Below are 24,455 nucleotides of genomic sequence, written 5' to 3'. Positions count from 1 at the left end.
AGGTTATATAAAGGGTTTTTCAAACCGTACTTTTCTAATTCCGTGATCGGTATCGAATTCCTCTAATTTTGTAAATCCGGTTTGAAGGTAAAGATTAGTGGCAGGGCCATTGGCTGCGCCTGTTTCTACGGTGAAAAGCTTAGTTTTATAATTGCTGAAGGCAAAATCTACAAGTTTTTTCCCGATCCCTTTTCTGAAGAATTTAGGCTGAACAACCAGGCTTTGAATATGAACAGAATCTTTCTTTTCATCGATTTCCATCACGCCGGCCAGCTCCTTTTCCTCAAAAAAACCGAAAAATTCGTTGCTGCTTCCGGTAAATCCTTCAAGAGGTCTTTTCAGCGGAGGAAAGTCTGCTGCTTTTAAAAGTTCGGCTTCCACCGCATAAGAAACCTGAAAAACGGCGCGTATTTTTCTTGCGGTAGCTATATTTTGATGATCAAGTTTTTTGATCATAATATCAAATCTGAATTAATTCTTAATAAACTCCGCGGATATGATCATGAACTTTTTCATTATAAAACCGTGAGATCCTGTCTTTAAGATCTTCAGAAAGAGAAGGAAGTGAGCTTACCCTTGCATTACCTGCAATATGTTTCGTCGAGCTCGCACCGGGAATAATGGTAGAAACTTCTTCATGATCCAGGATCCACCTCAGGGACATTTCGGTGGGATTCATTGTTGACGGACAAATTTCTTTCAGCTCGTTCGCCAGTTCAACGCCTTTTTCAAAAGGAAGTCCGGCAAAAGTTTCGCCCACATTAAAAGCCTGTCCATCGCGGTTAAAATTTCGGTGGTCTTTATCAGAAAAGCTGGTGTCTTTGGAAAATTTACCGGTAAGGAGTCCGCTGGCGAGCGGCAGACGAACAATAATACCCACGCCTTTTTCTTTGGCTTTAGGTAATAATTCTTTGGCCGGTTTCTGCCTGAAAATATTAAAAATGATCTGTAAAGACTGAAGTCCTTCCTGCTCCAGGCAGAACAATCCTTCTTCCACACTCTCCACACTGGCACCAAAATTGGCAATTTTGCCTTCCTTTTTCAATTTCCTCAGCCATTCAAAGACCTCTTCTTTTTTCAATTCTTCAAAAGGAATACAATGGAGCTGAAGCAGGTCAATCCTTTCAACACCTAATCTTTTCCTGGAATCTTCCACGCAATTGCGCAGTGCCTTTTCAGAATAATGATCAGGAAAAATGTCACTTTTTCTTCCAAATTTAGTGGCAACTTTGACGTCGGCCTGGTTCTTCTTCAAAAATTCTCCAATGAGTTTTTCGCTGCGTCCATCGCCATAAACATCGGCTGTATCAAAAAAACTAATTTCATGCTTAACAGCAGTTTCGAGAATCTCTTCGGCCTTTTCTTTATCGATCTTTTCTCCCCAGTCTCCGCCAAGCTGCCAGCATCCCAGGCCAATTTCACTAATTTCAAATCCATTTCTTCCCAGTTTTCTTTTCTTCATCGATATTTATTTAGAATTTTACTACGAAATTTGATTGCCGTGAATTTAATTAATTTCAATAAAAATTTCCGATTCTTTCAGGACTTCCTGTTTTCAACGACCCGGGCAACAAATAATTTTTAAATTTGTAATAACTTACGCCAAACACAACAACACAACAATGCCTACCACCGAAGCAAAGATTTTTAATTGTAGCCAAAGCCGCGAACTAGCAGAGAAAATTGCCGAACATTACGGAAGCAAACTGGGTAACGTGATCACTTCTACTTATAGTGATGGCGAATTTCAGCCTTCTTTTGAAGAATCGGTAAGAGGATCCCGCGTTTTTATCATCGGGTCCACCCACCCGGGAAGCGACCATCTAATGGAAATGCTTTTAATGCTCGATGCGGCGAAAAGAGCTTCTGCAAGGCATATTACCGCGGTGATGCCTTATTTTGGCTGGGCTCGGCAGGATAGAAAAGACAAACCAAGGGTGCCTATCGCGGCCAAAATGATCGCCAGCATTCTCGAAACAGCGGGAGCTACAAGAATAATCACCATGGATCTGCATGCCGACCAGATCCAGGGATTCTTCGAAAAACCCGTGGATCATCTGTATGCGAGCACCGTTTTTCTTCCATATTTGAAAAGTCTTAATCTCGATAATCTTACCATTGCTTCGCCAGATATGGGAGGTTCCAAAAGAGCGTATGCTTATTCCAAAGCACTGGAAAGCGATGTGGTGATCTGTTATAAGCAGCGCGCCAAAGCCAATGTGATTTCTCATATGGAGTTAATTGGCGACGTTACTGGAAAAAATGTGGTTTTAGTAGACGATATGGTAGATACGGCAGGAACTCTTACGCGGGCAGCCGATTTGATGATGGAACGCGGGGCGCTTAGCGTTCGTGCCATTTGTACGCACCCGGTACTTTCTGGCGACGCTTATAAAAAGATCTCTAATTCCAAACTTCAGGAGCTTATAGTCACCGATTCCATTCCTTTAAGGGAAGAAAACCGAAAGATAAGAGTGGTGAGTTGCGCCGAACTTTTTGCTGATGTGATGAGAAGGGTTCAGGATAACCGCTCGATCAGCTCCAAATTCATTATGTAATCTGGAAGTACCAAGGAAGAAGGAAGTTAGAATAAAGAACTACGAATTATCTGTCAGGAGCGAAGCGACGAAGCAATCTCTCGTTTATTAGTGGTTGTAAAATGTATAGGGTATAAAGAATGTTTCACTTCGTTCGCAGTAAAATTATTCTTTAGCTCGTACTTTTAATTTCGTAATTCTAACTTCATCGTCTTTGCGAGGAGCGAAGCGACGAAGCAATCTCAACAATTAAAGAGTCATTTGTTTTTAGTAGCCTTGAGCTTTTGCTCATGGGTTACTGCAAAGATCTCAAGCTCTTTGCCTGTCACTTTTTTGAATAATTCCGATTTGCGTTCGGCTCCCCAGATCTCCAGTTCAGGGTCACCTTCAGTGGTGATTAGAAGTTTCACCTTTTCCTTACCGTTTTCAATTTCCAGGCTTTTCACATTTTGATAGTGGCTGCGATCAAGTCCATCAGCTATTCTCAATATTGCCGATAATTTCTTGATGCGTTTCCGAAGCGGCTTGTCGAGCTGTTTATAGAACGGATGCCTCTTCTTAGGTGTGGACCGCCTGTGATAACGGGCCACATTGGCCATAATATTGATCTCGTCATCGGTAAAACCTCGCAGATCTGAATTTCTGATGAGGTAAAGCGCGTGTTTGTGATGTTTTCTAAAGGAAATATAATAGCCGATATCATGCAGCAAAGAAGCGTAATTCAGTAATTCCCGGTCGTTTTCGGTGAGCTTTAGATCTGCCTGAAATTCGTCAAATATTTGAAGGCCCATATTGGCGACATGCGTGGAATGCTGTTCCATCCAGTTTGTCTTTCGCAGCAATTCATAAATGCTGCGCTTCCGCGGATCGGGAAAATTGGCTACCAGTGATAACTTTGGTTTTTCCTTATTGATAAAATCGATGATCATACCATCACGCAATGCGGCTTCTGAAATTTTAATATTCTGAATATTCAGTTCTTCGATCAGAAATTTCAGCAATACCATGCCCGGATTGATGATATCGACTCTTTTATCTTCCAGTTGTTTCTCTTTCAGCCTTTCCTTTTTATCCAGCCTGATGAATTTTTCATAAAAAGGAATGAATTCATCATCGTGAAAAACCAGTTCATTAAGAGTGATCGAAGCGTTGATCGAATTTCGGCTGGCGATCATCGCGGCTATGTTTTCCATGGTTCCTGAAGAACCGATCATCGTTTTCACCGAATGTTCCTTTACAATTTTTTCCACTTCTCCCAGGGTTTTCTGGTAGTGATCTTTTAAATTTTTGATCTCTTTTTTGGTAATGGGATCATGGCTCACAAATTTCGCTGCCATCCTTGCCACTCCAAGTTTCAGGCTGTTGTAATAAATGAATTCATCAACATTTCCTATGATAAACTCCACGCTACCACCGCCAATATCGACCATCAGGACCATTTCTTCTGAAAGGGCGATATTATGCCGAACCGCCAGGCCAATCATTTCGGCTTCCATTTTCCCTGAAATTGCCCTCGCCTTGATATCTACTTCATCGATCATCCTCTGGATAAAATCACCTCCATTCCGGGCCTCGCGAATCGCACTGGTCGCATAGGCTAGGATCTCTTCCACCTGCTGGCTGTCGCAAAGGAATTTAATGCGTTTCAGGGCATCAAGTCCGCGTTGCATGGCATCTTCGCTGAGGTAGTTGTCCATGCCTTTTTCGGCGAGAATGACCATTTCCTTCAGCTTATCGATAGTGCGAAAACTTCCGTCCGGATAGATATCCACGATCACGGCATGGAAAGAATTTGTCCCCAGGTCGATCGCGGCGATACGCTTTGTTGGCGATTCATTATCAGAAAAATCGGTCATAACAGGTTTATTGACGATGACTTCAATTTACTTAAAATTATGGGGATAGCATGATAAGACTTTGTGAAATGAATTTAGAGTTACGAAGTTAGGAAGTACGAAGGCAATTCTTTAAATATCGTCATGCTGAACCTGTTCAGGATCTTTTAATTAAGAGATACAAAAAAATAGCTGCCTCCTATAAATTTTACAATTATCAATAATCAATTCTTTAAACTCGTCATGCTGAACTTGTTTCAGCATCTTTTAATTAAATATTCTAGAAATAGGCATTTCAAGTGGAAATCCGAGAGCAAAAAGTTCAAAATTCAGAAGGGAAATAGAAGTAACAATAACCAATATGAAAGAATGATCCTCAATTTTAAATTTGTACTTTGTATTTTAGGAAACTTTTCTGCTTCAGCATTTTATAGATTCTAAAAAAGACTTACTTTTGCAGCCAGAAAATTTTTACGCAAATGAAGGCGGTTCATGAAGAACTTGACGACATTTGTTAACTAAAATCATTTTAAATGAAATCAATTACGATCAACGGATCTAAAAGAGAAAGCGTAGGCAAGAAGGCAACGAAAGCACTGCGTAATGCTGGACAGGTTCCTTGCGTATTGTACGGGGTAGAGGGTGATCCACTACACTTTGCAGCCGAGGAAATCGCATTCCAGAGCTTAGTGTATACTCCAGACGTACACACTGTAAAAATCAAGTTGGAGAGTGGAGAATCTTATGATGCCATCCTTCAGGATATTCAATTCCATCCTGTAACCGATGCCATCATGCACGTAGATTTCTACCAGATTTTCGAAGACAGACCTATTACTATGGAAATTCCTATCCATACCGAAGGTGTGGCTCGTGGGGTTAAAAACGGGGGAGTTCTTCGTTACAACCTTCGCCGCCTTAAGGTTAGAGGTGTGCCGGGAAATCTTCCAGATTATATCGTGGCTAACGTTACCAAACTTAAAATTGGTCAGAAACTTTATGTGACTGAGGTAGCCAGCGAAGATTACAAAATTCAGCATCCAGATAATACCGTAATTTGTCAGGTAAGAACTTCACGTAATATCATTGAAGATCTTGAAGAAGACGAAGACGAAGTAGCAGCAGATGAAGTTCCAGCTACTGAAAGTGAAGATGTGGCTGCAGTAAAAGAGGGAGAAGATAAAGAGTAACCTTTTTTAAACAATTATGAAGAAGCATTCCCCAACCGGATTCCGGTGTACGGAATGCTTTTTTGTTTTTATATAAATTTATCCCCTCGCTTTTTTCTGAAGAGAAAGTATCTGATTAATTTTATCTTTACTTACTAGGAACTAAAATTTTCATCAAATAATCTGAATGCTTTCATTCTTCGGAAGGATATTAGGAAAAAAAGAAACCGGGGAGAAAATAGACCCTATGAAGAAATTTTTGATCGTAGGCCTTGGAAACATCGGTCCCAAATACGAAAATACACGCCATAATATTGGCTTTAAGATTCTCGATAAACTTGCTGAAAAACAGGAAACTTCCTTTGAAACCCAAAAGCTTGGCGATGTCGCCACCTTCAGGTATAAAGGCCGTACTTTTATTTTGCTGAAACCCAGCACCTACATGAATTTAAGCGGTAAAGCCGTGAATTACTGGATGCAGAAGGAAAAAATCTCGCTGGAAAACCTCCTGATCGTTACCGATGATTTGAATCTCTCTTTTGGGACGCTTCGGCTAAAGACGAAGGGCAGCGACGGCGGTCACAATGGCTTAAAAGATGTGCAGGCACAATTGAATACCACAAAATACAATCGTTTCAGGTTTGGAATAAGCGATGAATTTTCCAAAGGTCAGCAAATTGATTATGTTCTGGGGGAATGGGAAGGTGAGGAAAAGAAGAAATTGCCCGAACGCTTGGAAACTTCCGCAGAACTTATTCTTTCTTTTGGTACCGCCGGAGTTTCAAATACCATGAATTCATTTAACGGAAAATAGGAATTTTGAAAGAATATAAAGGAGCAAATTCATTTAGCAGCGACCGGCAAACGGTAGTGACCATTGGGACTTTTGACGGGGTACATGCCGGACATCGAAAGATAATTGAACGCCTTGTGAATTCGGCTCATGCCAATCACCTGGACTCGGTGGTGCTAACTTTTTTTCCGCATCCTAGAATGGTATTGCAAAAAGAAAGCGGCATTAAACTTATCAATACCATCGCCGAAAAACGCCAGTTACTGGAGGAAACTGGGATTGATCATCTGGTAATTCATCCTTTTACCCACCAGTTCTCACGTCTCACCGCGCTGGAATTTGTGCGGGATATCCTGGTTCATAAGCTCAATGCTAAAAAAGTGATCATTGGCTATGACCATCGTTTCGGAAGAAATCGTACAGCCGATATCAATGACCTGCGAAAATTCGGCGAGGAATTTGGTTTTGAGGTAGAGGAGATCTCTCAACAAGACGTGGAAGAAGTGGCGGTAAGCTCTACAAAGATCCGCAAAGCCCTGGAAGAAGGAAAGGTGGAAAAGGCGAATTTGTACCTCGAGCATCCTTTCACGCTCACTGGAAAAATTGTCAGAGGCCGCGGAATAGGGAAAGATTTAGGTTTTCCCACTGCCAATCTTCAAATTGAAGAAGATTACAAGCTTATTCCCAAAAATGGAGTGTATACGGTGCGTTCTCTTATCGATGGCATTGCCTGTTTTGGAATGATGAATATCGGTACCAATCCAACTGTTGGTGGAAAGGAGCAGACTATAGAGACTTATTTTTTTGATCTTGATAAAGATCTTTACGGAAAAGAACTTCAAATTGAATTGCTTGTGCGTATTCGGGATGAAAAGAAATTTGACTCTGTAGAACAGCTGAAGATTGCCATGAAGCAGGACCGTGCCTTCTCGAAACAATTCATCAAAGACAATTATGCTTGACCGCTGGCTTTTTAAACGAATCGATAATTCGGGACTGGTAGTTTTCCGCGTTTTTTTCGGTTTGTTGATAGCCATCGAAGCTTTTCAGGCCATTTTTACCGGCTGGGTTCGACGAAATTTGATCGAACCTCAATTCACCTTTAATTTCATAGGATTTGATTTTTTGCAACCGCTCCCGGGCAATGGCATGATCTGGTATTACGCCATTATGGGGATATTCGGCCTCCTGGTAATGGTCGGTTTAAAATACAGGTTCAGCATGTTCTGCTACGGCCTGATGTGGACCGCTGTATATCTCATGCAGAAATCAAGCTATAATAATCACTATTATTTATTAATGCTGCTGTGCATGATCATGCTTCTTTTGCCGGCACATCGATGGCTTTCCATAGATGCCTGGCGAAATCCGGAAATCCGGCGTATTTCCATGCCACGCTGGGTATGGATTTTTATCGTGCTACAGCTCTGGATCGTATATACCTACGCTTCGATTGCCAAGATCTATCCCGACTGGCTTGATGGGACTTTCCCGGCTTATTTAATGAAAACTAAGAAGGATTACTGGCTGGTGGGCGGATTTTTACAGCACCCGTGGGTGCGATATGCCATTGCATATTTCGGCATTTTCTTCGATCTGCTGAATGTTCCTTTATTGCTGTGGAAAAGAACCAGAATTTTCGCCTTTATCGCCGCCATCTTCTTTCACCTGTTCAACAGTTTTATTTTCCAAATAGGAATTTTCCCTTATCTCTCACTGGCATTCATCATCTTTTTCTTTCCGGCGAAAACCATCAATAAGTTTTTCCTCAGGGGTAAAAAAGAGTATTATGATAAAGGTGAAATTATAATTCCTGCTTATCGAAATGCTTTAATCGCTTTTATGGCGATCTGGTTTATTATTCAAATTTCGCTGCCACTCAGACATTGGTTCATTAAAGACGATGTTTTATGGACCGAGGAGGGTCACCGACTTAGCTGGCGGATGATGTTGCGCGGGAAAAGCGGAACCGAAAGATTTAAAGTTGTGGAAAAGGGAACTGAGGACACCATTTTCATAGATAATAAAAAATACCTTTCCCGAAAACAATTGCACTCATTGTCTTCAAAGCCAGATATGATCTGGCAGTTTGCCCAACGACTTAAAAACGAATTTGCCGAAAAAGGCAAGGATGTGGAGGTTTATGTAGAAGGAAAAGTAAGCGTAAACGGGGATAAATTCCATCCTTTAATTGATCCTCATGTAGATCTTGCCGCTGAGAAATGGCATCATTTTAAGCATAACGACTGGATTTTACCTTCTCCTAAAGAATAATTCCATAGCTTTAATACTTTATCAACCAACCTCAATTTCATTCATGAGATTTAAAATATTATTTCTGTTTCTGATTGTCGGTTTTACGGCATTCGGCCAAAAAGATATTGTCATTGGAAAAACAATCACTTTTCATTCAAAAATTCAGAATGAAGATAGGTTGTTAGATATTCACCTTCCGAAAAACTATGAAAACAGCCAGAAAACCTATCCGGTAATGTACCTTCTGGACAGTTATTATAAATTCGACAAAGCTGTAGGGACTTTAAACAGTCTTGTTCTAAATGAATTAATTCCGGATATGATCATAATCGGAATTAGAAATACCAGGCGTAACCGGGATCTTACACCAGGCACCGAAATTTTAGATGATGCTAATAAAAAGAGACTTCCCAATGCAGGTGGAGCAGATGCCTTCACTGATTTTCTTGGTAAAGAACTTATTCCTTACGTAAATAAGAATTATCGAGCAGCGCCTTATAAAATTATTGTAGGTCATTCTTTGGGAGGTTTGTTCAACGTATATACTTTTTTTAAGGATCCGGAACTTTTTGATGCCTATTTGACTATCAGTCCGAGTTTGTGGTACGAGAATCCCATCCTTAAAAAAGAGCTTGGCGAGGTATTAAAAGATCACCAGGATATTCATTCAAAGTTTTACATGAGTATAGCGAATGAAGGGGGAACGATGCTGGGAAATACCTATATTCTTACAGGTAAATTCACCTCATATATTAAGGAGCATAACGACGTGGACCTGCAATTCAGGTTTGACCCTATGTTTGAGTATACCCACGGCACGGTTAGCTATCCCTCTATTTATAACGGATTAAAATTCATCTTCGCTGATTTACAATATGAGGTGCCCAGATCAAAAGAAGAAATTCTTGCAAAAGGAGGACCTCAAAAAGTGATGGAAGAAATTGAGTCTTATTATTCAGGACTTTCAGAGAAATACGGTTTTGAACTGAGCAGTGAAAATGCAATGACAGATCTTGGATTTGCCCTAATGAAAGAACCTGAATTTCTTGATGCGGCGGTTGAGGCTTTTAAATATAATACCGAACATTACCCAGATTCCTTTGATGCCTACTCCACTTTAGGGATGGCTTATGAAAAGAAGGGAGAGGTTGAGAAAGCAAGAAGGAATTATGAAAGAGCACTGGAATTGGTAAAAGCGACCGGTGACCCGGAATGGGAATTCTACCAAACCGATCTCGATAATTTGAATGCGAAGGAATAATACAATTTGCAGGTATTGATAAGCTACTATTTGTGCCCCGCTTTTCTTACATTTGCAGCTGATTTTAACGGATAAAAACTGACCTAATGTTACAGGTTTCCAATATTGCAGAAAACAGGGATGCTTATATCAAAGCCCTGAAAAAAAGAAATTTTGATGCCGAAGAGCTTTTCGATCAGGTTTTGGAGCTTGATGAAACCCGTCGTGCCACTCAGACAAAGCTCGATGATACCCTGGCCAGTTCCAACCAACTTTCTAAAGAGATCGGGTTGCTTTTTAAAACCGGAGAGCATCAAAAGGCGAATCTGCTGAAGGAGAAAACCGGAAAACTGAAAGAAGAATCCAAAGAACTTTCTGAAAAGCTCAGCAAAGCTATCGAAGAACTTCAGGCTTTACTTTATACAATTCCAAATATTCCGCATGAATCCGTTCCGGCAGGAAAAAGTGAGGAAGACAATGAAGAAGTTTATCGCGAAGGCGATATTCCTAAACTTGCCGAAGGTGCCTTGCCACACTGGGAACTGGCGAAGAAATACGATATCATCGATTTCGAGCTGGGGAATAAAGTGACTGGCGCTGGATTTCCTGTGTATAAAGGAAAAGGAGCCCGCTTACAACGCGCTTTGATCGCCTGGTTTTTAGATAAGGCTACCGAGGCCGGCTACACCGAATTCCAGCTGCCATTGATGGTGAATGAAGCTTCAGGTTATGGAACCGGTCAGCTGCCAGATAAGGAAGGGCAGATGTACCACGTTACCGCCGATGACCTTTATTTGATTCCGACAGCTGAAGTGCCTATTACCAACATGTTCCGTGATAATTTGATGACCGAAGATGATTTTCCTGTTAAATGTACGGGCTATACTCCGTGTTTCAGAAGGGAAGCCGGATCATACGGGGCTCATGTGCGCGGACTCAATCGGCTTCATCAGTTTGATAAAGTGGAAATTGTTCGGCTGGAAAAACCCGAAAATTCTTATGCGGCTTTAGACGATATGGTTGCGCATATAAAATGCCTTCTGCAAGAACTAAAACTGCCTTACCGCATTCTTCGTCTCTGCGGAGGAGACCTTGGTTTTACTTCTGCCCTGACCTATGATTTCGAGGTGTTTTCAACCGCTCAGGATCGCTGGCTGGAGATCAGTTCTGTTTCAAATTTCGAGACCTTCCAGGCCAATCGATTGAAACTGCGTTACAAGGATAAAGAAAATAAGAAAGAGCTGGTACATACGCTTAACGGCAGTGCGCTTGCATTGCCAAGAGTGCTGGCGGGAATTTTGGAAAATTACCAGACCGAAAATGGTATAGAAATTCCGGAAGTTTTAAAACCCTACTGCGGCTTCGACAGGATTGATTAATCCTTTTTAACATATTCTTCAAAAACAGCGCAAATGTTTATATTTACATATGCGCTGTTTTGTTTTTATAATGTTGTGCTTTTTAGGCGGATTGGTTGTCAATGCCCAGAACGACCAGCTCGCGAAGAACTTCTTTGAACAGGGGGAATATAAAAAAGCGCTTCGGGTATATCAGCAGTTATTGGAAGAAAATCCGGGGAATCCCGTCTATTTCGATGGCGTGGTTTCCTCGTATCAGCAAATGGAAGATTTCGCTTCCGCGGAAAAACTGCTTTTCGAACGTCTCAATAATAGTGCGAACAATCCTACCATTCTCATTGAACTTGGTCACAATTTCGACTTGCAGAACAAGGCTGAAAGAGCGACCCAATTCTATGATGAAGCCTTGCAAATTGTGGAAGGAAGACCAAATTTCGGCTATTCCATCGGCCGCGCTTTTGAACAGTATAATTTACTCGATTATGCAGCCAAAGCCTACAAGCGGGCAATGGAGCTCAGCGGTGATGGGAACTTCAGCCTCCAGCTTGCGCGGATAAACGGGGAACTGGGGAATACCGAAGAAATGTTCAGCAATTATCTCGATCTCATCGAAGACGACATGAAATTCTACGGAATTGCCAACCGGGAGTTCAGTCGTTATATCACCGAAGATCCTTCCAATGAAGCGAATGTTATTTTCAGAAAATTGCTTTTAAAAAGACTTCAGGAAAATCCCGATTTGTTGTACAACGAAATGCTGAGCTGGCTTTTTGTTCAGCAAAAAGATTATGGAAAGGCCTTCGCGCAGGAAAAGGCGATCTACAAACGAAGTGAAAAGAGCCTGCAGGGAATTTTGAATCTGGCAGTGATGGCAAAAGAAAATAAGGCATATGAAGATGCCAAAGAGATCATAAATTATACGATCGAAGAGTCACCATCCCGGATTTTTAATCTTCAGGCGCGTCATTTTTTAATAGGATTAGAAGAAGAAACAGCTTCAGAAAAAGAGCTCGAAAAGATAAAATCTGATTATGAAGCTTTGCTTTCAGAATATGGCGATATTCCCGAAACCTTTGACCTGAAGATCGATTATGCCAATTTCCTTGCTTTCAGATTAGATCGTAAAGATGAAGCCGTCGCTATCTTAAGACAAACAGAAAGCTTAGCCAGGTCCGATTTTAATAAGGCACAGGTGAAGATGGCGCTTGCCGATATTTTGGTCATGCAGGAAAAATTCAACGAGGCACTGATCTATTATTCCCAGATCCAGAACCTGGTAAAGAATGATGAAATGTCGCAAAATGCACGTTTTAAGGTAGCGAAAACGAGTTATTACAAAGGTGATTTTGAATGGGCGAAAACGCAGCTCGATATTCTTAAAGCTTCAACCTCGCAACTCATTGCCAATGATGCGATGGAGCTGAGCCTCTTTATCAGCGATAACACGCTGGAAGATTCTACACAGGTAGCCCTGAAAGAATATGCGAAGGCCGATTTACTGGCGTTTCAGAAAAAGAACAGGCAGGCCATCAATAAGCTAGATTCACTCCTGGTCAACCACAAAGGTGAGAAGATTGAAGACGAGGCGTTATATTCACAGGCCAAGTTGTACGAAAAAGAGCATGAATATAAAAAGGCTGAAGATAATTACCTGAAAATCATCAACCTGTACGGGAAAGATATTCTGGCCGATAATGCCAATTATTTCCTGGCCGAGCTCTATGCGAACCAGCTCAACGATCCTGAAAGTGCCAAAAAATATTACGAGCAAATTATCTTTAACTTTGCCGACAGTATTTATTTTGTGGAAGCACGAAAGAAATACAGGATGCTTCGCGGGGACAGCATCGAATAATCCCTAATTTAAAATTTTATCAATGTACATATACAACGTGACCATTAACGTTCAGGAAGATATTCATGATGATTGGGTAAAATGGATGAAAGAAGAACATATTCCTGATATGCTGGATACCGGAAAATTCTCCAAAGCGCTGATGACGAGAGTGATGGTGAAAGAACCTATGGGCGGAATCACCTATTCCATTCAGTACACCACCGAAAGCAAGGAAAAGCTTGAGCGGTATTATGCGGAAAACGCCGAAGAATTACGCGGAAAATCGAAGCCTTTTGAAGGAAAATTCGTGTCCTTCCGCACCGAGCTGGAGGTGATCAGCGAGCAATGATCAGAATTTTTCTGAAGAATAAAAGCTATGAAAAAGAGAAAGCCCCAATACAATCCTCATCGAGGAGATCAGGTACGCGCTAAAAAACATCTCGGTCAGCATTTTCTGAAAGATGAGAATGTCGCCTCGAAAATTGCCGATACCCTGAGCTATTCCGGTTATAATAAGGTGTTGGAGATCGGTCCGGGGATGGGGGTGCTTACCAAATATCTGCTTCAGAAAGATGCCGAAATCCACGTGATCGAGATCGATACCGAAAGTGTAGAATACCTGAAGGAGAATTATCCACAGCTTGAGAACAGGATCCATGAGAAGGATTTTTTGAAATTTGATCTTTCCGAAATCTTCGGCGAGGAACAGTTAGCCATTATTGGTAATTTTCCTTATAATATTTCTTCGCAGATCGTGTTTAAAATGCTGGAAATAAGGGAACAGATCCCAGAATTTTCAGGTATGTTCCAAAAAGAAGTTGCTAAACGTATCTGTGAAAAAGCGGGATCAAAAACTTACGGTATTTTAAGTGTTCTGGTACAGGCATTTTATGAGGCCGAATATTTGTTTACCGTTCCGCCTTCGGTGTTCAATCCGCCACCAAAAGTTGACAGTGGCGTTTTAAAACTCACCAGAAAACCTGATTTTCATTTGAAATGCAATGAGAAATTGTTCTTTCGTGTCGTGAAAATGGCATTTAACCAAAGACGTAAAACCTTACGCAATAGTTTAAAAAGTCTTAATCTTCCTGATAATTTGAGAGAAGATGCTATCTTTGATTTCCGTCCGGAACAGCTTTCATTTCAACAGTTTATAGACCTGACTTTAAAAATTGAGCCTTATGCAGTTTAAGATCAGTGAAGAATTAATTGAAAAAATCAAATTTCTCATCGAAGAAAGAAACGATGAGGAATTGCTGCTGCATCTTGAAGATGTCCACCACGCTGATATTGCCGAAATTCTAACGGAACTCAATTTAGAAGAAGCCACCTATCTTGTAAAATTACTCAACAGTGAACAGACCTCGGTTGCCCTTATGGAACTTGAGGAAGGGCTGCGGGAACGAATTCTGGAAAATCTTTCTCCGCGGGAGATAGCGAATGAGCTTACCCAGATGGACACCGATGACGCGGCCGATATCATTTCTGAACTCTCCCCTGAACTTCAACAGAATGTAATTGCCGAGATCGATGACGAAGAACATGCCGATCATATTGTTGAACTGCTGCGTTATGACGAAGATTCTGCCGGTGGTTTGATGGCAAAAGAGCTGGTTAAGGTGAATGAGAACTGGAGTGTGACCGGTTGTATGACCGAAATGCGCAAACAGGCCGAAAATGTCACCCGGGTACATTCGATTTATGTCGTTGACGACAAAAATAAGCTGAAGGGAAGACTCTCCTTAAAAGATTTGCTTACCGCGCCCAGTCATGCCAACATCAGTGATGTGTATATTCCGCAGGTAGATTATGTCACCGTTCATACCGAAGGGGAAGAGGTAGCCCGTATCATGCAGAAATATGATCTGGAAGCGATTCCTGTTGTTGATGAAATGGGTCGCCTGGTGGGTAGAATTACTATTGACGATATTCTGGATTTCGTTCGGGAAGAAGCCGAAAAAGATTACCAGATGGCGGCAGGTATCTCGGAAGATGTGGAGGCCGATGACAATCTTTTCAAGCAAACCCGTGCGCGTTTGCCCTGGCTGCTTATTGGAATGTTTGGAGGTTTGGGTGCGGCGAGTATCATTTCGGGTTTTCAAACCATTTTAACCGATTATAAGGAGCTGCTCATTTTTGTGCCTCTTATTCAGGCCACTGCGGGAAACGTCGGTGTACAATCAAGTGCGATCGTGGTACAGGGTCTGGCCAATGATACCCTGAAAGGAAATATGCTTTCACGTCTTTTTAAAGAATTTGGACTGGGACTTATCAACGGTCTGGCAATTGCCCTTATAGTGTTTGTTATAAGTTTTTACTTTTTTCATACCTCTATTACCGAATCCCTTAGTATAGGCATCGCGCTGATTTCAGTGATCGTTATCGCCGCATTAATCGGAACGTTTATTCCTATTCTTCTGGATAAAAACAACATAGATCCTGCGGTAGCGACCGGGCCATTTATTACGACCAGTAATGACGTTTTCGGTATCCTTACTTATTTCCTTATTGCCAAGGCTATTCTCGGGTTTTAACCTGATTTTTGCATTCAGTTCAAATCATTCTTTAACTTTGTAGTCGCGAAAATTCAGATAATCACTTCTGAATTTTTTAGAAACTGAAGTGAAAAACAAATCAGAAAAAATGATCATTCTTCACGCTGATACCAATCATCCGGCATTAATTAAAAAGCTGGCTGAAGCGGGACATCACAACATTGAAGCTTACCAGCAATCCAGAGAAGAAACTTTACAGAACCAGCATCTTTACGACGGGATCGTCATTCGAAGTCGTTATAAGATCGATCGTGAATTCATCGATGCTGCTCCAAACCTCAAATTTATTGCCCGCGTGGGTGCCGGTTTGGAAAGTATAGATGTGGATTATGCCGAAAAACATGGGATCAAACTTTTTTCGGCTCCTGAAGGCAATGCCAATGCGGTAGGAGAACATTCCCTCGGCATGCTGCTTTCCCTTTTTAATAAATTGAATAAAGCCGATAGAGAGGTACGAGAAGGCCTTTGGCAGCGCGAGGAAAACCGGGGTGTGGAACTCGACGGCAAAACTGTGGGATTATTCGGTTATGGAAATATGGGAAAAGCTTTTGCCAAAAAACTACGTGGTTTTGAGGTGGATGTGATCTTTTACGATATTAAAAAGGGAATTGCCGATGAAAATGCCCGGCAGGTAGAATACGATGAGTTCTTTGAAAAAGCCGATGTGGTAAGCCTGCACGTGCCTTGGACAGAAAAGACAAACCAGATGGTGAACAGCGAATTTATTTCGAAGTTCAGGAAACCTTTCTGGTTCATTAATACTTCAAGAGGGAAAAACGTTGTTACCGCCGACCTGGTGGAAGCTTTGAAAGAAGGTAAGATTTATGGCGCGGGTCTCGATGTGCTGGAATATGAAAAATCTTCTTTTGAAAGTCTGTTTTCAAATCCTAATAATATAGCCATTCGTGCTGCAGATCCTATTCCGAAAGCAATGCGTGAACTCATGTTTATGCCCAATACTTTATTGAGTCCGCATGTTGCCGGCTGGACAAAAGAATCTCACCGAAAGCTCGCCGAGGTGATCGCCGATAAGATCATTAAAGAGTTTGGAGAGGGCGATTATAAAGAAGAGCAATTATAAAAGGAATAAATTAATCCCTTCTGTTTAGAATAAATTAAAAAACCCGGAAAAAAGTTCCGGGTTTTTTTAGTCTATAGATCTGAAATTTCGATCAACGCCTGTTTAATAGGTTCATCACCTTCGAGGGCCTCGAATTCCATATTTTTCACTAACGGATCTGCCAGGCTCATCACCAAAAGAAAAGCCACGTCATCACGTGCAATTTCCCCCCTTTCATTTAATTTTTCAGCCACCTTAACTTTGGCAACTCCCATGTCGTGGGTAAGTCGTCCCGGGCGCACAATCGTGTAAGTAAGTCCGCTGGCTTTAAGGTGATCATCAGCCTTTTTCTTGGCTTTTAAATAATGTTCCAGCTCTTTATTTTCTTCGGGCTTATCGGTTCCCATTGCACTGAGCATGATAAATTTTTTAACCTTAGCCTTTTTTGCTGCATCTATCAGCTTTATTGCTCCATCCTGGTCAACGGCAGTAGTCTTCTCGGGACCTGTATGACCGCCCGAACCTGCGGCGAAGATCACCTTATCAATTCCTTTTAAGGCGTGGTCAACCTCCTTTTCCAAATCGGCATGCACTGTTTCCACTTCCATATCATCAAAGATCTGTTGCTGCGCTTCGTCTCTGATCATGGCAACAGGAGTAAAGTTTTGCGAGTTGTTAAGAATTTCTATAACTCGTTTTCCGGTATCGCCGGTAGCGCCGGCTATAAGTATTTTTTCCATAGTCTGTTTGTCTTTTTTACAATATAGCAATGAACGGAAAAAACACCTAAAAGGAGCGGGAGGTATAACTTAATCTTAACGTTCGTGTTTTATTTTGAGGTTTTAAGCCACCGGTTGAAATGCACTAAAAAACTAATTTTCTGCAGTTGTAATTAAACCCCCAGCTTTGTTAATTGTTAATTGATAAATATTAATTGTCAAACGTGTCCTGAATTCTTTTCTTCCAGTTCCTTCTGAAACTCTTCCATCACCGGTTTTACGGTACTTTCCGGAAGATCGGCGATACGAATGTACATGAGCCCGTCTACGGCGTTATTAAACAGCGGATCCACATTAAAAGCCACAACTTTCGCATTCTGCTTAATGTATTTTTTGATGAGCACCGGCAGTCGAAGGTTTTCGGTTTCCAGCTCATCGATGATCTTGTCGAATTTATTCAAATCGGCTTCACTTTCATCAAATACCAGGTCTTTATCGGCGTCTTTCAGCTTTACCTTAAATTCTTTTTTAGGCCTTACATACTGGGCGACATAAGGATCGTAATAGTTCGATTTCATGAATTCGATCATCAGCGATTTGGAAAAATTGCTAAACTTATTGCTGATGCTTACTCCACCAATGAGGTATTTATGCTCGGGAAATCTCAAGGTACAGTGCACAATTCCTTTCCATAAAAGGAATAGGGGCATGGGTTTTTGCTGGTATTCTTTAATGATGAATGCCCGGCCCATTTCGATCGACTGGCTCATCATCTGGTACAGCTCAGGTTCAAACCTGAAAAGATCCTGCAGATAGAAGCCATCAATTCCATGTTCGGCAAAAATTTCCTGGCCCATTCCCATTCGATAGGCTCCGGCTATTTTCTTTGCCTCGTTGTCCCACAGGAAAAGATGGTAGTAATAATCGTCAAACGGATCAAGGTCTGTGCTATTATTGGTGCCTTCACCCACTTCCCGAAAGGTGATCTCTCTTAATCGGCCAATTTCTGAAAGTATATGAGGGATGATCTCTTTTTTCGCGAGAAACACCTCGTAATTTTTGCTTTGAAGCAGCCTTTTATCCAGTCTTCTGCAGGTTTCGATCTCTTCGGTCATTAAAGACTGGCTTGTTTCCACGGCAATTTCCTTTGGTGATCTTGGCAATTTTAGTGTCTTCGGAATTTTTTCAAATAATTTCTTACGCTCATAAACATTGGCAAGCATATAGGTTTTTCGGCGTAAAAAAGCGGTAAATGATTCCAGATTTTCCTGTTGCGCCTGATCTTCAACAGAGATCTGGTTGCCAATTCTCACATATATTTTTCGCTTTTTCTGGGTCAGCATTTCGCTAGGCAGCTTGGCTGTTCTCAGAATATCGCTTATAGATGCCAGTCTATAGAAAAAAACGCTGTTCTTGGCATGAAAATAAATAGGGACCACCGGCACCTTTGCCTTTTGGATGAGCTTCATGGCTGCAGGTTCCCATTCTTTATCGACGATCATTTTTTTATCCCGATAGGTCGAAACCTCGCCGGCGGGAAAAATTCCCAGCGCTTTCCCGTCTCGCAAATGTGAAAGCGCCTCCTTCATTCCTCCAATACTCGATTTTGCTTCCTTGTGATTTTCAAAAGGATTCACAGGCATAATATTTGGCCGGAGCGGATCGAGCCTGTGCAGTAAAAAATTAGCGATGATCTTATAGTCTGAGCGTTGTTCAAGAAGCAATTTCATCAAAATCATTCCGTCAATTCCGCCCAGGGGATGGTTGGAAATGGTAATAAAAGGTCCGGTTTTCGGAATACGTTTCAGATCTTTTTCGGGAATTTCAAAGTCGATCTCGAAGCTTTGAAGAATGGAATCGATAAACGGCAAAGCCTCCATTTCCTTGCGTTTATCGTATTCTTTATTGATGCGGGAAAGCTTTGTAGTTTGAAGCACCACCCAGCCGAGACCTGTGCCCAGGAATCCCAGTTTGTCCAGGTTCATGACTTTAGCGACTTCTTTGGCGGTAACGATTCCCATATTGATCGGTTTGTTTAACCAAAAATAAGAAACCAAATTTAGTTTTCGGTAACCAGTTGCACCGTATTCTGAGTAAGTTGCTTTAAAAGTACTTTTTTATCCTTTTCTAGGTCTTGAATGGCCGCATCATCAAAATGCCTGATCGTATAGAGCGAAACCCCGGTTTTAAAGCTTACTTTGAATCTGGCTTTTAAATGCTGGATAAGCTTTTCCAGCTGGTTAAATCTGTTGTCCACGCATACGCGGAAGCTGATCGCGGAATTCTGTATAAGATCAACCTTCATCTGATATTGATGAAATAATCTGAAAATTTCTGAAATATTTTCCTCAACAATAAAGGAAAAATCCAGTGAAGAAAGAGAGATCAGTACCTGGTCTTTTTTCACAATGAAGCAGGGTACTTCCGGGATAAGTCTATGGCCTTTACTGACAGCCGTTCCTTCCTGTTTTGGATTCAGAAAAGAGCGGACAAAAAGCGGAATTTCCTTTCGCTGTAAGGGCTGAAGCGTTTTTGGGTGAATGACCGAAGCCCCGTAAAATGCCAGTTCGATCGCTTCCTCATAAGAAATTTGATGGAGCAGTTGTGTTTTTTGAAAAAAACGAGGATCGGCATTTAAAACTCCCGGAACATCTTTCCAGATGGTCACGCTTTTCGCATTCAAACAATAAGCGAATATAGCCGCAGTATAATCAGAGCCTTCGCGGCCCAGCGTGGTAGTGAAATTATTAGGATCTGAACCGATGAATCCCTGAGTGATGTTTAATTTGGATGCGTCCAGGTTTTTCTGAATGAGCTCCTGGGTCTTTTCCCAGTTTACCTGTGCATCGCGATAGGTGCTGTCGGTTTTTAAGAATTCCCTTGCGTCCAGCCAGTTTGCCCTGAAATTTTGAGAATTCAGGTATGCTGAAACGATCGTGGTTGAGATCAGTTCACCAAAGCACACAATCTGGTCATAAACATAATCATACTGCGTGGATTTATTATGGTTAAGAAAGTTTTGAAGTTCCCTGAAATGATTTTCTACCTGTAAATAAACAGGATCCTGTTTGCCAGGAAAAAGATCATCAAGAATGCTGAAGTGATATTCTTTAACTTCTATGAGGCTTTGAGGAACAGAAGCTCCGGCTAAATATTCTTTTAATACAACCTCAAAGGCATTGGTCGTCTTTCCCATCGCCGAGACCACGATGAGCTTGTTGTCGCTGCCAGTCTCTTTTAGAACATTGATCAAATTTCTGACTCCCTCGGCGTCTTTCACCGAGGCACCACCAAATTTGAAGACATTAATCACCTTTTTTTATGTTTTTTTTGATTCCACTTTCTTCCATGTGAACGGTCTTCCATGTCTCCTTGATCTTGGCGCCCGTATTTTCATAGAACTGGATGGCGTTTTCATTTCCTTCAGAAACTACCCATTCAATACGTTTAACGCCATGTTCATATCCATATTTTACAACTGCCTGATATAAGGCTCCTCCAAGGCCGGTTCCGCGCATATTTTCGCGTACAATAAGATCTTCGAGGTGAACCGTGCGTCCTTTCCAGGTTGAGAATCTGAAATAAACGAGTGCCATACCCTCAATCCTTCCAGCAACTTCAGCGACAAAACATTTGAAATTGCCATTTTCAAACCCCTCTTTTTCAAGGTCTTCAACGCTGACTTCCACGTCATCCAGATGATTTTCGTGTTCTGCCAGTTCCTTGATGAGTTCCAGGACGAAAGGCATATCTTCTCTTCGGGCTTCGCGTATTGTATAATCCATTATTTTTGGCTTTTCACAAAAATACGGATTGCTTTTCACACAAATATTAATCTCCTCTTAAAGCCTGCCTTTATTTTCAAGATATTTCAGCATGGCTTCTTCGTGCATCTGCACCGTATCCCAGTCTTCCAATACATCCGCACCGCTGTTTCGGTAGAAATCGGCGGCGGGTTTATTCCAGTTAAGTACCACCCATTCGATACGTTTTACTTTCTGGTCGGCTGCAAATTGGATGACCTCTGTATACAAAGCTGAACCAAGACCCTTTCCGCGGTAAGCCTCGCGAACGATAAGATCTTCAAGATGAACGGTCTTTCCCTTCCAGGTGGAATATCTGAAATAGATCAGTGCCATACCCTGGATCTTCCCGTCGGCTTCGGCTACAAAGCAGTGAAACGCCGGATTTTCACCAAAACCATCCCGTATTAGATCATTCTCATCGATGATGACCGCATCGGGTTCTTTTTCAAAAATTGCCAGTTCATTGATCAGTTCCAAAACAGCGCCCATATCTTTTTTTTGCGCCTTCCGAATGTTAATTTCCATATAATTTGTTTTAAACTAATGTAAACATTGCGAATAATATTTACGAAAACGATGTAGTAACTTCAAAAATTGATAATTTAGCTGCCTAATCATAAATCAGAGACATGCCAACACCCAAACAAACCCTGGGAGAATTCATCATCGAGAACCAGGCCGATTTCCCATATTCTTCCGGAGAACTTTCAAGATTGATCAATTCACTGCGACTGGCAGCAAAGGTAGTAAATCATGAAGTTAATAAAGCCGGATTAGTAGATATCCTCGGTGCAAATGGCGAAACCAATGTACAGGGTGAGGACCAGCAAAAGCTCGACGTGTATGCCAACCGAAAATTTATCCAGACTCTTACCAACAGAGAAATCGTATGTGGAATCGCTTCTGAAGAAAGTGATGATTTTATACAAATTTCAGGACAAAACCGGGATAATAAGAATAAATATGTAGTGTTGATGGATCCGCTCGACGGAAGCTCAAATATAGATGTGAATGTGTCGGTAGGAACTATTTTTTCTATCTATAGAAGGGTTACTCCCATTGGAACTCCGGTACAGCTTGAAGATTTTCTGCAGCCGGGGAACCTTCAGGTGGCAGCAGGTTATATTATTTATGGAACTTCTACCATGCTGGTTTATACTACCGGTCACGGGGTAAACGGTTTTACGCTCAACCCGGCTCTGGGTAGCTGGTATCTTTCACATCCGAACATGAAATTTCCTGAAAACGGATCAATTTATTCCATAAATGAAGGAAATTATGTGCATTTTCCCCAGGGAGTGAAAGATTACATAAAATATTGCCAGGAAGAGAAGGAAGACCGGCCTTATACTTCCAGGTATATTGGCTCGATGGTTTCAGATATTCACAGGAATATGATCAAGGGAGGTATTTTTATCTATCCCAAAACCTCAAAAGCACCTGAAGGAAAGTTAAGATTGTTATACGAATGCAATCCCATCGCTTTTATTACGGAACAGGCCGGAGGAAATGCCAGTGATGGTTTTCAGCGTATATTAGATATTAAACCTGCAGAATTACACCAGCGCACCCCTTTCTTCTGCGGAAGCAAAAAAATGGTCGAGAAAGCTGAAGAATTTATGAAAAGAAGTGATGAGAAAAATCAGAGTCACGCCCTTTCCTTTTCCAGTAAATAACGGTAGTCTTCGAAACTCAGCTGCCCGCTGAAGATCTGAATGGATCGTTTGATAATACCTTCTGAAGCCTGACTTGAAAAGCCAAGACCGATAGCGTAACGTTTGACAAGTTCAGATTCTTCTTCGTCAATATCATGATCGGCATAAATGATCCTGAAAAGATCGTGCAGTCTTTCAAGCCTTTTTTCCACGCTGTTATACCCAACTAAAGGGAAGAGTTTTGGGTTTTCCATCACTTTGGAATATTCCTCTTCGCTGATGTCGAGTTTTCGGGCAAAACGGCGTAACAGCGCTTCCTCCTTTTCATTGATCTCACCGTCTATCGCGGCGAGATTTACGATAGAAGCAAAGTGGCTTAAATTTCTTAAATGCTCTCCTGAGCCAAACAAATCTGAAAAAGACATTCTAGTAGTTTTATATACAAATATAAAGAAACACAAAGCTAAAAAACATCAAAAACAGTAGAAAATAGGCTGATCTTTAGCTAATCTTTTCTTAATCGCTTCCGCGAAAAAACGCAAAGTTTTAAATTCAGTTTTCCTCAGAAATGGATATATGAAAACACCTTTACTGGTATTTAATGACAAAGGTATTTACTGCGCTGCCGCCGACGTATATCTCGATCCCTGGCGCCCGGTGGAAAAGGCCATCATTTCTCATGGCCATGCCGATCATGCTCGTTGGGGACATAAAAAATACATCACGCACCAAAGCAATGTTCCTGTTATCAAGCATCGATTAGGTGATATTGAAGTAGCCGGAAAAGAGTGGAATGAAACCTTTAACATTAATAATGTGAAATTTTCGCTGCATCCTGCAGGGCATATCATCGGTTCATCTCAAATCCGGGTGGAGCATAAGGGCGAAGTCTGGGTTTTTACAGGAGATTATAAAACTGAAGATGACGGCGTGGCGGTGCCCTACGAGCCGGTAAAATGTGACACTTTTATTACTGAATGCACCTTTGGACTGCCCGCTTTTAAATGGACGCCACAGGAGCAGGTGATGAACGATATCAATGAGTGGTGGCAACAGAATAAAGAGGATGAAAGGACTTCAATTTTATTTGGTTATTCTCTCGGAAAAGCCCAGCGTTTGCTGAAACATCTGGATACTTCCATCGGGAAGATTTATACCCACGGAGCAATTGAAAATATGACGGAAGTTCTAAGGTCTCAGGCTAATTTTCCGGAAACTATCAGAATTACCCGCGAGACCAAAAAGGAGGAAATTAAAGGAAATATTGTTCTCGCTCCACCCAGCGCTCACGGCTCGACCTGGATCCGGAAGATGGTTCCGTATGTGACCGCTTCGGCCAGCGGCTGGATGACTTTTAGAGGTGCACGCCGAAGAAGAGCGATCGACCGCGGATTTGTACTTAGCGATCACTGTGACTGGCAGGGACTGCTGACCTCCATCAAAGAAACCGGCTGTGAAAAAGTGATCTGTACGCATGGTTATACCGATATTTTTTCCCGGTATCTGCGGGAACAGGCTTATGACGCGCGAACCGAAGAAACTCAGTATGAAGGAGAAACCGGACAGCTGGAAAGCGATAAGGAAAAGGATAATGAGTAAGGAAAAGATCAAATCGGTTAAAAAGACAGAGAGCAT

Annotated in this window: 23 protein-coding genes; 14 read left to right on the top strand and 9 right to left on the bottom strand. The window is 41.6% G+C overall.

Annotation, left to right across the window (positions count from 1 at the left end):
• Window positions 1-3: 3 nt before the first annotated feature.
• Both C7S20_RS04445 and C7S20_RS04440 read right to left on the bottom strand, forming a co-directional pair.
• Window positions 4-456 (bottom strand): GNAT family N-acetyltransferase, encoded by a 453-nt coding sequence (locus tag C7S20_RS04445; protein ID WP_107011351.1) that lies wholly within the window; start codon window positions 454-456, stop codon window positions 4-6.
• Window positions 457-478: 22 nt separating this feature from the next.
• Window positions 479-1,462: an aldo/keto reductase gene (locus tag C7S20_RS04440; RefSeq protein ID WP_107011350.1), complete on the bottom strand. Its 984-nt coding sequence runs from the start codon at window positions 1,460-1,462 to the stop codon at window positions 479-481.
• Window positions 1,463-1,622: 160 nt separating this feature from the next.
• Between C7S20_RS04440 and C7S20_RS04435 the strand changes: the two genes are divergently transcribed.
• Window positions 1,623-2,558, top strand: coding sequence for a ribose-phosphate pyrophosphokinase (locus C7S20_RS04435; protein WP_107011349.1), 936 nt, complete (start codon window positions 1,623-1,625; stop codon window positions 2,556-2,558).
• A 236-nt stretch (window positions 2,559-2,794) separates the two neighbouring features.
• Here C7S20_RS04435 and C7S20_RS04430 read toward each other — a convergent pair whose 3' ends face one another.
• On the bottom strand, window positions 2,795-4,393 hold the full coding sequence (locus C7S20_RS04430) for a Ppx/GppA phosphatase family protein (protein WP_107011348.1): 1,599 nt from the start codon (window positions 4,391-4,393) through the stop codon (window positions 2,795-2,797).
• A gap of 512 nt (window positions 4,394-4,905) precedes the next feature.
• Between C7S20_RS04430 and C7S20_RS04420 the strand changes: the two genes are divergently transcribed.
• From C7S20_RS04420 to C7S20_RS04370, 11 genes are all read left to right on the top strand, one after another.
• Window positions 4,906-5,562 (top strand): 50S ribosomal protein L25/general stress protein Ctc, encoded by a 657-nt coding sequence (locus tag C7S20_RS04420; RefSeq protein ID WP_107011346.1) that lies wholly within the window; start codon window positions 4,906-4,908, stop codon window positions 5,560-5,562.
• A gap of 166 nt (window positions 5,563-5,728) precedes the next feature.
• Window positions 5,729-6,355 carry an aminoacyl-tRNA hydrolase gene (gene pth, locus C7S20_RS04415; RefSeq protein ID WP_107011345.1) on the top strand — a complete coding sequence of 209 codons (627 nt, stop codon included), beginning with the start codon at window positions 5,729-5,731 and terminating at the stop codon, window positions 6,353-6,355.
• A gap of 5 nt (window positions 6,356-6,360) precedes the next feature.
• Window positions 6,361-7,296 (top strand): bifunctional riboflavin kinase/FAD synthetase, encoded by a 936-nt coding sequence (locus tag C7S20_RS04410; RefSeq protein ID WP_107011344.1) that lies wholly within the window; start codon window positions 6,361-6,363, stop codon window positions 7,294-7,296.
• The gene (locus C7S20_RS04405; protein WP_107011343.1) at window positions 7,289-8,608 is read left to right on the top strand and encodes an HTTM domain-containing protein; all 1,320 of its coding nucleotides are present in this window, start codon (window positions 7,289-7,291) and stop codon (window positions 8,606-8,608) included. The genes C7S20_RS04410 and C7S20_RS04405 overlap by 8 nt, the downstream gene beginning before the upstream one ends.
• Before the next feature lie 43 nt (window positions 8,609-8,651).
• Window positions 8,652-9,851, top strand: a complete 1,200-nt coding sequence (locus C7S20_RS04400; RefSeq protein ID WP_107011342.1) for an alpha/beta hydrolase-fold protein — start codon at window positions 8,652-8,654, stop codon at window positions 9,849-9,851.
• Between the two features lie 86 nt (window positions 9,852-9,937).
• Window positions 9,938-11,209: a serine--tRNA ligase gene (gene serS, locus C7S20_RS04395; RefSeq protein WP_107011341.1), complete on the top strand. Its 1,272-nt coding sequence runs from the start codon at window positions 9,938-9,940 to the stop codon at window positions 11,207-11,209.
• Between the two features lie 49 nt (window positions 11,210-11,258).
• On the top strand, window positions 11,259-13,043 hold the full coding sequence (locus tag C7S20_RS04390; protein WP_107011340.1) for a tetratricopeptide repeat protein: 1,785 nt from the start codon (window positions 11,259-11,261) through the stop codon (window positions 13,041-13,043).
• 22 nt (window positions 13,044-13,065) lie between these two features.
• Window positions 13,066-13,374: a DUF4286 family protein gene (locus C7S20_RS04385; protein ID WP_107011339.1), complete on the top strand. Its 309-nt coding sequence runs from the start codon at window positions 13,066-13,068 to the stop codon at window positions 13,372-13,374.
• Between the two features lie 27 nt (window positions 13,375-13,401).
• Complete coding sequence (gene rsmA, locus C7S20_RS04380) at window positions 13,402-14,217, top strand: 16S rRNA (adenine(1518)-N(6)/adenine(1519)-N(6))-dimethyltransferase RsmA (protein ID WP_107011338.1); 816 nt, start codon at window positions 13,402-13,404, stop codon at window positions 14,215-14,217.
• On the top strand, window positions 14,207-15,559 hold the full coding sequence (gene mgtE / locus C7S20_RS04375) for a magnesium transporter (protein ID WP_107011337.1): 1,353 nt from the start codon (window positions 14,207-14,209) through the stop codon (window positions 15,557-15,559). Before rsmA ends, mgtE begins: the two co-directional genes overlap by 11 nt.
• 109 nt (window positions 15,560-15,668) lie before the next feature.
• A complete protein-coding gene (locus C7S20_RS04370; RefSeq protein ID WP_107011336.1) occupies window positions 15,669-16,661 on the top strand; it encodes a 2-hydroxyacid dehydrogenase in 993 nt (330 codons plus the stop codon).
• Window positions 16,662-16,732: 71 nt separating this feature from the next.
• Here C7S20_RS04370 and C7S20_RS04365 read toward each other — a convergent pair whose 3' ends face one another.
• The 5 genes from C7S20_RS04365 to C7S20_RS04345 form a co-directional block, all read right to left on the bottom strand.
• Window positions 16,733-17,380, bottom strand: coding sequence for an SDR family oxidoreductase (locus tag C7S20_RS04365; protein WP_107011335.1), 648 nt, complete (start codon window positions 17,378-17,380; stop codon window positions 16,733-16,735).
• A gap of 197 nt (window positions 17,381-17,577) precedes the next feature.
• Window positions 17,578-19,380, bottom strand: coding sequence for a GNAT family N-acyltransferase (locus tag C7S20_RS04360; protein ID WP_107011334.1), 1,803 nt, complete (start codon window positions 19,378-19,380; stop codon window positions 17,578-17,580).
• Window positions 19,381-19,418: 38 nt separating this feature from the next.
• Window positions 19,419-20,669, bottom strand: a complete 1,251-nt coding sequence (locus C7S20_RS04355; RefSeq protein WP_107014092.1) for an aspartate kinase — start codon at window positions 20,667-20,669, stop codon at window positions 19,419-19,421.
• Window positions 20,665-21,144, bottom strand: coding sequence for a GNAT family N-acetyltransferase (locus C7S20_RS04350; RefSeq protein WP_107011333.1), 480 nt, complete (start codon window positions 21,142-21,144; stop codon window positions 20,665-20,667). Before C7S20_RS04350 ends, C7S20_RS04355 begins: the two co-directional genes overlap by 5 nt.
• A gap of 57 nt (window positions 21,145-21,201) precedes the next feature.
• Complete coding sequence (locus tag C7S20_RS04345; protein ID WP_107011332.1) at window positions 21,202-21,690, bottom strand: GNAT family N-acetyltransferase; 489 nt, start codon at window positions 21,688-21,690, stop codon at window positions 21,202-21,204.
• Between the two features lie 104 nt (window positions 21,691-21,794).
• Here C7S20_RS04345 and fbp point away from each other — a divergent pair, with 104 nt between their 5' ends.
• Window positions 21,795-22,841, top strand: a complete 1,047-nt coding sequence (gene fbp / locus C7S20_RS04340; RefSeq protein ID WP_107011331.1) for a class 1 fructose-bisphosphatase — start codon at window positions 21,795-21,797, stop codon at window positions 22,839-22,841.
• Here the strand turns inward: fbp and C7S20_RS04335 are convergent.
• A complete protein-coding gene (locus tag C7S20_RS04335) occupies window positions 22,814-23,245 on the bottom strand; it encodes a tellurite resistance TerB family protein (protein ID WP_107011330.1) in 432 nt (143 codons plus the stop codon). The genes fbp and C7S20_RS04335 overlap by 28 nt on opposite strands.
• A 151-nt stretch (window positions 23,246-23,396) precedes the next feature.
• Here C7S20_RS04335 and C7S20_RS04330 point away from each other — a divergent pair, with 151 nt between their 5' ends.
• The gene (locus tag C7S20_RS04330) at window positions 23,397-24,419 is read left to right on the top strand and encodes a ligase-associated DNA damage response exonuclease (RefSeq protein WP_107011329.1); all 1,023 of its coding nucleotides are present in this window, start codon (window positions 23,397-23,399) and stop codon (window positions 24,417-24,419) included.
• Window positions 24,420-24,455: the final 36 nt, after the last annotated feature.

Origin of the sequence: Christiangramia fulva, from assembly GCF_003024155.1 — a bacterium.
GTDB classification, from domain to species: Bacteria; Bacteroidota; Bacteroidia; order Flavobacteriales; family Flavobacteriaceae; genus Christiangramia; species Christiangramia fulva.
The sequence above is the reverse complement of the archived record's forward strand: the minus strand, read 5'-3'. Positions and strand labels throughout refer to the sequence as shown.

Bases quoted from the DNA above. Each gene is read 5' to 3' on its own strand.
- C7S20_RS04400 (WP_107011342.1), top strand. From the start codon at position 8,652: ATGAGATTTAAAATATTATTTCTGTTTCTGATTGTCGGTTTTACGGCA.
- C7S20_RS04350 (WP_107011333.1), bottom strand. From the start codon at position 21,144: ATGGATTATACAATACGCGAAGCCCGAAGAGAAGATATGCCTTTCGTC.
- C7S20_RS04430 (WP_107011348.1), bottom strand. From the start codon at position 4,393: ATGACCGATTTTTCTGATAATGAATCGCCAACAAAGCGTATCGCCGCG.
- C7S20_RS04420 (WP_107011346.1), top strand. From the start codon at position 4,906: ATGAAATCAATTACGATCAACGGATCTAAAAGAGAAAGCGTAGGCAAG.
- rsmA (WP_107011338.1), top strand. From the start codon at position 13,402: ATGAAAAAGAGAAAGCCCCAATACAATCCTCATCGAGGAGATCAGGTA.
- C7S20_RS04390 (WP_107011340.1), top strand. From the start codon at position 11,259: ATGCGCTGTTTTGTTTTTATAATGTTGTGCTTTTTAGGCGGATTGGTT.
- pth (WP_107011345.1), top strand. From the start codon at position 5,729: ATGCTTTCATTCTTCGGAAGGATATTAGGAAAAAAAGAAACCGGGGAG.
- C7S20_RS04330 (WP_107011329.1), top strand. From the start codon at position 23,397: ATGAAAACACCTTTACTGGTATTTAATGACAAAGGTATTTACTGCGCT.
- C7S20_RS04335 (WP_107011330.1), bottom strand. From the start codon at position 23,245: ATGTCTTTTTCAGATTTGTTTGGCTCAGGAGAGCATTTAAGAAATTTA.
- C7S20_RS04405 (WP_107011343.1), top strand. From the start codon at position 7,289: ATGCTTGACCGCTGGCTTTTTAAACGAATCGATAATTCGGGACTGGTA.
- C7S20_RS04370 (WP_107011336.1), top strand. From the start codon at position 15,669: ATGATCATTCTTCACGCTGATACCAATCATCCGGCATTAATTAAAAAG.
- C7S20_RS04360 (WP_107011334.1), bottom strand. From the start codon at position 19,380: ATGGGAATCGTTACCGCCAAAGAAGTCGCTAAAGTCATGAACCTGGAC.
- C7S20_RS04440 (WP_107011350.1), bottom strand. From the start codon at position 1,462: ATGAAGAAAAGAAAACTGGGAAGAAATGGATTTGAAATTAGTGAAATT.
- C7S20_RS04435 (WP_107011349.1), top strand. From the start codon at position 1,623: ATGCCTACCACCGAAGCAAAGATTTTTAATTGTAGCCAAAGCCGCGAA.
- fbp (WP_107011331.1), top strand. From the start codon at position 21,795: ATGCCAACACCCAAACAAACCCTGGGAGAATTCATCATCGAGAACCAG.
- C7S20_RS04345 (WP_107011332.1), bottom strand. From the start codon at position 21,690: ATGGAAATTAACATTCGGAAGGCGCAAAAAAAAGATATGGGCGCTGTT.
- C7S20_RS04365 (WP_107011335.1), bottom strand. From the start codon at position 17,380: ATGGAAAAAATACTTATAGCCGGCGCTACCGGCGATACCGGAAAACGA.
- C7S20_RS04445 (WP_107011351.1), bottom strand. From the start codon at position 456: ATGATCAAAAAACTTGATCATCAAAATATAGCTACCGCAAGAAAAATA.
- C7S20_RS04385 (WP_107011339.1), top strand. From the start codon at position 13,066: ATGTACATATACAACGTGACCATTAACGTTCAGGAAGATATTCATGAT.
- serS (WP_107011341.1), top strand. From the start codon at position 9,938: ATGTTACAGGTTTCCAATATTGCAGAAAACAGGGATGCTTATATCAAA.
- mgtE (WP_107011337.1), top strand. From the start codon at position 14,207: ATGCAGTTTAAGATCAGTGAAGAATTAATTGAAAAAATCAAATTTCTC.